Here is a 6700-nt window from a genome sequence, read left to right on the forward strand (position 1 = left end):
CCGGCCGGCCCCGCCGCTGCCGGACGCCCCCGCGGCAGCCGGCCGCCCCAGCCGCCGGGCGGGCCCCGACGTAGTCGGCCGGATTCCCGCCGCTGCCGGCCGCGCCCGCGCCGGTCGGCCGGGCCTCGCCGCCGGCGGGCCCCGGCGGCCGTACCATCCGCACCCCCGCCGGGCAGCGGCGAAACGCCGAATTGCGTGAAAGTCGCCGGTGAGGGCCGACCGCGGAGTTACCGTCCTTTGACCGCAATTACCGGCCACCGTGCCCGGAGGAGACACCATGACCGCTCAGCCCGCGTGGCGGAAGTCCTCGTTCTGCGGCGACGGCGACGCCTGCGTCTATGTCGCCGTCACCCCCGGAGCCCTCGTGAAGGTCGCCGACCGCGTCGACCCCGCCCACCTGGTCCTGGCCACGACCCAGGCCGCCTGGGCGGACTTCCTGCGCGCGGTCAAGGAGACCGGCTGAGGCCGGTGCCGGCGTCCGGCCACGCCGCGCCGCACCCGCCCCTCTTCAGGGGATTTTGTCCGATTAGCGCGTATCTTCGGCCTCATGCCCACGCCCTACGGATCCCGCGGCGGCATGGCGTTCAGCGCTGCTGAGCTGCACGTGCTCAGGCGTTCGCTCGCCCACGCCCTTCAGCCCTCCTCGGCCCCCCTGGCGGCCGAGGAGGCCCAGGACTGCCTGCGCCTCGCGCAGGCAGTGGACGAAGCGGTCCGGGAGGCGGGCCGGCTCAGAGCCTTCGTCCTGGACGATCTGGCCCGCTACCGGGGCGCCCTGCCCGGCAGCCTCTCCGGCTACCTCGAACTGCTCCGGCAGGCCCTCGCAGCCGGCTACGAGCCGACCCCCGACGACCTCGCCGCCCTGCGCGCGCTGCGGGCCAATCCCGCCGCCGCGGCGCTGCTGGAGCGGGCCCGGGCCGTCGCGGAGCGCTCCGTACGGCGGCGCCTGACCATGGCCCAGGCGCCCCGCACCCGCCTGCTGACGCTGGCGGGCGGCCGTGAGGAGCCGCCGCGGCCGGCGCCCGCACCCAAAGAGCGCCCGCGCCCCGAACGGCCGGTCCCGACCCCCGGCGAGGTCTTCCCGCCGCGCCGCAAGCCCACCCCGCCCCCGGCGTCCGGGCTCGCCGTCATGTGAGCACGCCCCGGCAGGTCCGGGTGACGGGCGGGGACGCACCCCTCACCCACCCGGACCGGCCCGGCTGCGTGTGGCTACGCTGGGGGCATGGACTACGTCTCCGCGCTCGTGCCCCCCTTCGTGATGGCCGCGTTCTTCATCGCCCTCGTCGTGACGATCGTGAAGAGCCAGGGCGGCTCCAACAAGTCCAAGGAGGACGCGGCGGTCGACGCCGTGATCGCCCGGGCCGAAGCCGCCCGCCAGCAGCAGAACTAGGGGCAGGGCCTCCGCACGGGCGCGCGGCCGCACAGGCCGTGCGGCCGTTTTTTGCCGCGCGTTGCCGAGTGAATAGTCGGGCAATTCCGCACAACCCGCACTATCGTGCTGTTGTGCCTCGCCCCTTGGGAGAACTCGAAGACGCCGTGATGACGCGGGTGTGGCAGTGGAACCGCCCGGTCACCGTTCGGGAAGTCCTGGAAGACCTCCAGCAGGAACGGTCCATCGCGTACACCACGGTCATGACCGTTATGGACAATCTCCATCAGAAGGGCTGGGTCCGCCGGGAAGCCGAAGGCCGCGCCTATCGATATACGGCGGTCTCCACCCGCGCCGCCTACTCGGCCGCACTGATGAACGAAGCCTGGTCGACGAGCGACAACCCCGCCGCCGCTCTCGTCGCCTTCTTCGGCATGATGTCCGCGGAACAGCGCGAAGCACTCCGGGACGCCGTGCGCGTCGTCCAGCACGACGACGAGTCCGCCGGCGAAGCCCCGGCGGAACCCCGCTCGGAACCCCGCTCGGAACCCCGCTCGGAACCCCGCTCGGAACCCCGCTCGGAACCCGCCGCCGAACAGGCCGCGGAACACCCCTCGCCACCGGAAGCCCAAGACGGGTCCGCCGAGTCCGCCGAGCCCCCGAGGCCGCCGGGGCGATAGCGTCCGCAGCCATGGGAGAGTTTTCCTCTGCACATGCAGAAACAGTGACGATCCGCCGCGCCCGCACACGCGATGTTCCCGCGCTGCGCCGCCTCCTCGACCAGTACGTGCAGCAGCGGATCCTGCTCGACAAAGCACCTGTCGTCCTTTACGAGGACATCCAGGAGTTCTGGGTCGCGGAACGCGCCGATGATGCACAGGTGGTGGGCTGTGGTGCACTCCACGTGATGTGGGAAGACCTGGCCGAAGTGCGCACTCTCGCCGTCGACCGCGGCTTGAAGGGCGCCGGCGTCGGCCATCGGGTGCTCGAGCAGTTGTTGAGCACGGCCCGCGCGCTGGGGGTGAGCCGGGTTTTCTGCCTGACCTTCGAAGTCGAGTTCTTCGCGAAGCACGGCTTCGTCGAGATCGGCGAGACCCCGGTCGACACCGATGTCTACATGGAGCTCTTGCGTTCCTATGACGAGGGCGTCGCCGAGTTCCTCGGTCTCGAACGAGTGAAGCCGAACACCTTGGGCAACAGTCGGATGCTTCTGCACCTCTGATCGATGGCCCCAGCTTTTCCGGCGCTCCGCGCACCTGTGGCCTATGTCCGAATCGCGCACGTTTCCCGCCTCGTTGCGGTCCTGAACCTCTCCCGGGGGGTTTGTGTTTTCCAGGCAAAAGCGGTTTCCTTTCCGCGTACTGCTTTTCGATGAAAGGAAATCCCGGTGGCACAGAAGGTTCAGGTCCTTCTTGTCGACGACCTCGACGGCGGCGAGGCGGACGAGACGGTGACGTTCGCTCTGGATGGCAAGACCTACGAGATCGACCTCACCACCGCCAACGCTGAAAAGCTCCGCGGTCTGCTCGACCCGTACACCAAGGGCGGCCGCCGCACCGGTGGCCGTGCCACCGCGGCCCGCGCCAAGGGCCGCGCCGCGGCGACCGGCAACCCGGACACGGCCGAGATCCGCGCCTGGGCCAAGGAGAACGGCTACAACGTCAACGACCGCGGCCGCGTCCCGGCCGAGATCCGCGAGGCCTACGAGAAGGCCAAGGGCTGACGGACCCCGTTCGTACGCCGGCCCAGGCGCGCCCGGTGGCATTCCGTCGCCGCCGCCGCGACCAGGCGTACGAGGTCGGGCCTGCGAGCGGGCCCTGCGGTCCGCCCGGGACCGGGCAGGGCCGGCAGCAGCGCCTCACACCCCTGCTCGGGGGGTCGCAGCCACACGGCGGCCCCCCGGGGGCTTTCTCCCGGGGGCTGCCCCGGAGGAGCCGGGGCGGTGATCCGCCCGCCCGCACCCAGGGCGGTCAGATCCAGGGCGACCCCGCCCCACTCCAGCCAGTCGAGCAGCCCGTCGAGCTCCTCTGCGCCACCCGGGGCCACCAGGAACCGCATCCGGCGCCCCATCAGGGCGACCGGACCCGTGGCGACAGGCCGGCGCAACAGCGCCGTCCCCGCGTCCGACGGCAGCTCCAGCACGTCGAAGCCGATGCCGGTCGCGAGCTGGGCCGGCGGCCCGCCCGTGACGGTCCAGCCGAGCACCCTCCCGTACCAGGCGGCGTACGCGCCCTCCTCGGGCGGGACGCGGGGCGGCGGGACGGTCGGCAGGACGGTTGCGGCCATGCCCGGAGCAACTGCAGAAACGCTTCGGGGTTACGGTGAGGGTGACGTTGTGCACTCGCAGATGTGCGGAACGTAAACATCCGCGCGGTGCAGTCCCACATTCGAGACGGAACTGTGTTCGCCCTCAGCGGAGGGAACCGGTGTCACCGGCATGGAGTGTCAGCCCTTACGGGTAAGACATTCCTAGTGGATCGGGGCGACACGCTGTTTTGACCGGCTTCCGTTCGCCGTCGGCGTACACGCATGACGGGTATCTGCCTGGCCTGCGGGAACATCGTCTCGCACCATCGAGTTGGAGCAGTTGTCGGCTCTTCGAGCCGGTTTTCCCGCTGATGCAGGGGTGAGCCGTGGACGGATGTCGGCAGTTGGAATGAGCTGTCCCGCCCCGCGGGACTAGCATGCGGAAGGACAGGGCGGGGACCGACCCCGAACTGCCCGACCGCTCTGAGGAGCGATAAACGATGTTCGAGAGGTTCACCGACCGCGCGCGGCGGGTTGTCGTCCTGGCTCAGGAAGAAGCCCGGATGCTCAACCACAACTACATCGGCACCGAGCACATCCTCCTGGGCTTGATCCACGAGGGTGAGGGTGTCGCCGCTAAGGCCCTGGAGAGCCTCGGGATTTCGCTCGAGGCTGTTCGCCAGCAGGTTGAGGAGATCATCGGTCAGGGGCAGCAGGCCCCGTCCGGCCACATCCCCTTCACTCCGCGGGCGAAGAAGGTCCTGGAGCTTTCGCTCCGAGAGGCCCTCCAGCTCGGCCACAACTACATCGGCACCGAGCACATCCTGCTCGGCCTGATCCGCGAGGGCGAGGGCGTCGCGGCCCAGGTCCTCGTGAAGCTGGGCGCCGATCTCAACCGAGTCCGGCAGCAGGTCATCCAGCTGCTCTCCGGCTACACCGGCGGGGGCAAGGAGTCGGCCACGGCCGGCGGCCCGGCCGAGGGCACGCCCTCGACCTCGCTCGTCCTGGACCAGTTCGGCCGCAACCTCACCCAGGCTGCCCGCGAATCCAAGCTCGACCCGGTCATCGGGCGCGAGAAGGAGATCGAGCGGGTCATGCAGGTGCTGTCCCGCCGTACCAAGAACAACCCGGTCCTCATCGGCGAGCCCGGCGTCGGCAAGACCGCCGTCGTCGAGGGCCTGGCGCAGGCGATCGTCAAGGGCGAGGTCCCCGAGACCCTCAAGGACAAGCACCTCTACACGCTTGACCTCGGCGCCCTGGTCGCCGGTTCCCGCTACCGCGGTGACTTCGAGGAGCGCCTGAAGAAGGTGCTCAAGGAGATCCGCACCCGCGGCGACATCATCCTGTTCATCGACGAGCTCCACACCCTCGTGGGTGCGGGTGCCGCCGAGGGCGCGATCGACGCCGCCAGCATCCTCAAGCCCATGCTGGCCCGTGGTGAGCTGCAGACCATCGGTGCCACGACGCTCGACGAGTACCGCAAGCACCTCGAGAAGGACGCGGCCCTTGAGCGCCGCTTCCAGCCGATCCAGGTGGCGGAGCCTTCCCTCCCCCACACGATCGAGATCCTCAAGGGCCTGCGCGACCGCTACGAGGCCCACCACCGCGTCTCCATCACGGACGAGGCCCTCGTCCAGGCGGCGACGCTGGCGGACCGCTACATCTCGGACCGCTTCCTGCCGGACAAGGCGATCGACCTGATCGACGAGGCCGGCTCCCGGATGCGCATCCGCCGGATGACCGCGCCGCCGGACCTCCGTGAGTTCGACGAGAAGATCGCGGCCGTGCGCCGGGACAAGGAGTCGGCCATCGACTCCCAGGACTTCGAGAAGGCGGCTTCTCTCCGTGACAAGGAGAAGCAGCTGCTCGCGGCGAAGACCAAGCGCGAGAAGGAATGGAAGGCCGGCGACATGGACGTCGTCGCCGAGGTCGACGGCGAGCTCATCGCCGAGGTCCTCGCGACCGCGACCGGCATTCCCGTCTTCAAGCTCACCGAGGAGGAGTCCTCGCGACTGCTCCGCATGGAGGACGAGCTCCACCGTCGCGTCATCGGCCAGAAGGACGCCATCAGGGCGCTCTCCCAGGCGATCCGCCGTACCCGTGCGGGTCTGAAGGACCCGAAGCGTCCGGGTGGCTCGTTCATCTTCGCCGGTCCGTCCGGTGTCGGTAAGACCGAGCTCTCCAAGACGCTCGCCGAATTCCTCTTCGGCGACGAGGACGCGCTGATCTCCCTCGACATGTCGGAGTTCAGCGAGAAGCACACGGTTTCCCGCCTCTTCGGTTCGCCCCCCGGTTACGTGGGCTACGAAGAGGGCGGCCAGCTCACCGAGAAGGTGCGCCGGAAGCCGTTCTCCGTCGTCCTCTTCGACGAGGTCGAGAAGGCCCACCCGGATATCTTCAATTCCCTTCTCCAGATCCTGGAGGACGGCCGCCTGACCGACTCCCAGGGCCGGGTCGTGGACTTCAAGAACACGGTCATCATCATGACGACCAACCTGGGCACCCGGGACATCTCGAAGGGCTTCAACCTGGGCTTCGCGGCGCAGGGCGACACGAAGACCGGCTACGACCGGATGAAGGCGAAGGTCAACGAAGAGCTCAAGCAGCACTTCCGGCCCGAGTTCCTGAACCGTGTCGACGACACGGTCGTCTTCCACCAGCTCACCGAGGAAGACATCATCCAGATCGTCGACCTGATGATCGCGAAGGTCGACGAGCGCCTCAAGGACCGCGACATGGGCATCGAGCTGAGCGGCGACGCCAAGCTCCTGCTCGCCAAGCGCGGCTACGACCCGATCCTGGGTGCCCGGCCGCTGCGCCGGACCATCCAGCGCGAGATCGAGGACGTGCTGTCGGAGAAGATCCTCTTCGGCGAGCTGCGTCCCGGTCACATCGTGGTCGTCGGCAAGGAGGGTGAGGGCGAGGAAGCCAAGTTCACCTTCCGCGGTGAGGAGAAGTCGGCCCTGCCCGACCTCCCGCCGATCGAGGCCACGGGCTCCGGCCCGGACCTGTCGAAGGGCGCGTAACGCGTAGGTGCGGCGACGCACCGCAAAGGGGCGGCCCCGGAACCGAACGGTTCCGGGGCCG

The 6700-nt window shown here is 69.5% G+C and carries 8 protein-coding genes; 7 read left to right on the forward strand and 1 reads right to left on the reverse strand.

What is annotated here, in order from left to right:
* Positions 1 to 277 precede the first annotated feature (277 nt).
* The 6 genes from AVW11_RS34930 to AVW11_RS34950 all read left to right on the forward strand — a co-directional run bounded on the left by AVW11_RS34930 (position 278) and on the right by AVW11_RS34950 (position 3089).
* Positions 278 to 463 carry a DUF397 domain-containing protein gene (locus tag AVW11_RS34930; RefSeq protein ID WP_030817586.1) on the forward strand — a complete coding sequence of 62 codons (186 nt, stop codon included), beginning with the start codon at positions 278 to 280 and terminating at the stop codon, positions 461 to 463.
* Between the two features lie 84 nt (positions 464 to 547).
* Positions 548 to 1132: a hypothetical protein gene (locus tag AVW11_RS34935; protein WP_076047033.1), complete on the forward strand. Its 585-nt coding sequence runs from the start codon at positions 548 to 550 to the stop codon at positions 1130 to 1132.
* A gap of 87 nt (positions 1133 to 1219) precedes the next feature.
* Positions 1220 to 1387 carry a hypothetical protein gene (locus AVW11_RS37945; RefSeq protein WP_030027391.1) on the forward strand — a complete coding sequence of 56 codons (168 nt, stop codon included), beginning with the start codon at positions 1220 to 1222 and terminating at the stop codon, positions 1385 to 1387.
* 113 nt (positions 1388 to 1500) lie between these two features.
* Positions 1501 to 2046 carry a BlaI/MecI/CopY family transcriptional regulator gene (locus AVW11_RS38835; RefSeq protein ID WP_076047034.1) on the forward strand — a complete coding sequence of 182 codons (546 nt, stop codon included), beginning with the start codon at positions 1501 to 1503 and terminating at the stop codon, positions 2044 to 2046.
* A gap of 11 nt (positions 2047 to 2057) precedes the next feature.
* Positions 2058 to 2588 (forward strand): amino-acid N-acetyltransferase, encoded by a 531-nt coding sequence (locus tag AVW11_RS34945; protein ID WP_030846109.1) that lies wholly within the window; start codon positions 2058 to 2060, stop codon positions 2586 to 2588.
* A 165-nt stretch (positions 2589 to 2753) separates the two neighbouring features.
* Positions 2754 to 3089 (forward strand): histone-like nucleoid-structuring protein Lsr2, encoded by a 336-nt coding sequence (locus tag AVW11_RS34950; RefSeq protein WP_030027396.1) that lies wholly within the window; start codon positions 2754 to 2756, stop codon positions 3087 to 3089.
* Here the strand turns inward: AVW11_RS34950 and AVW11_RS34955 are convergent.
* A complete protein-coding gene (locus AVW11_RS34955; RefSeq protein WP_030846112.1) occupies positions 3068 to 3652 on the reverse strand; it encodes an SCO3374 family protein in 585 nt (194 codons plus the stop codon). The two genes, AVW11_RS34950 and AVW11_RS34955, sit on opposite strands and share 22 nt — an antisense overlap.
* A gap of 461 nt (positions 3653 to 4113) precedes the next feature.
* On the opposite strand from AVW11_RS34955, the gene AVW11_RS34960 reads away from it, so the two are divergent.
* Complete coding sequence (locus AVW11_RS34960; protein WP_060176979.1) at positions 4114 to 6639, forward strand: ATP-dependent Clp protease ATP-binding subunit; 2526 nt, start codon at positions 4114 to 4116, stop codon at positions 6637 to 6639.
* Positions 6640 to 6700 lie beyond the last annotated feature (61 nt).

Origin of the sequence: Streptomyces amritsarensis, from assembly GCF_001953875.1 — a bacterium.
GTDB lineage: Bacteria > Actinomycetota > Actinomycetes > Streptomycetales > Streptomycetaceae > Streptomyces > Streptomyces amritsarensis.

Coding starts and splice junctions, on each gene's coding strand:
- AVW11_RS37945 (WP_030027391.1), top strand. CDS start 1,220: ATGGACTACGTCTCCGCGCTCGTGCCCCCCTTCGTGATGGCCGCGTTC.
- AVW11_RS34930 (WP_030817586.1), top strand. CDS start 278: ATGACCGCTCAGCCCGCGTGGCGGAAGTCCTCGTTCTGCGGCGACGGC.
- AVW11_RS34955 (WP_030846112.1), bottom strand. CDS start 3,652: ATGGCCGCAACCGTCCTGCCGACCGTCCCGCCGCCCCGCGTCCCGCCC.
- AVW11_RS34935 (WP_076047033.1), top strand. CDS start 548: ATGCCCACGCCCTACGGATCCCGCGGCGGCATGGCGTTCAGCGCTGCT.
- AVW11_RS34960 (WP_060176979.1), top strand. CDS start 4,114: ATGTTCGAGAGGTTCACCGACCGCGCGCGGCGGGTTGTCGTCCTGGCT.
- AVW11_RS34945 (WP_030846109.1), top strand. CDS start 2,058: ATGGGAGAGTTTTCCTCTGCACATGCAGAAACAGTGACGATCCGCCGC.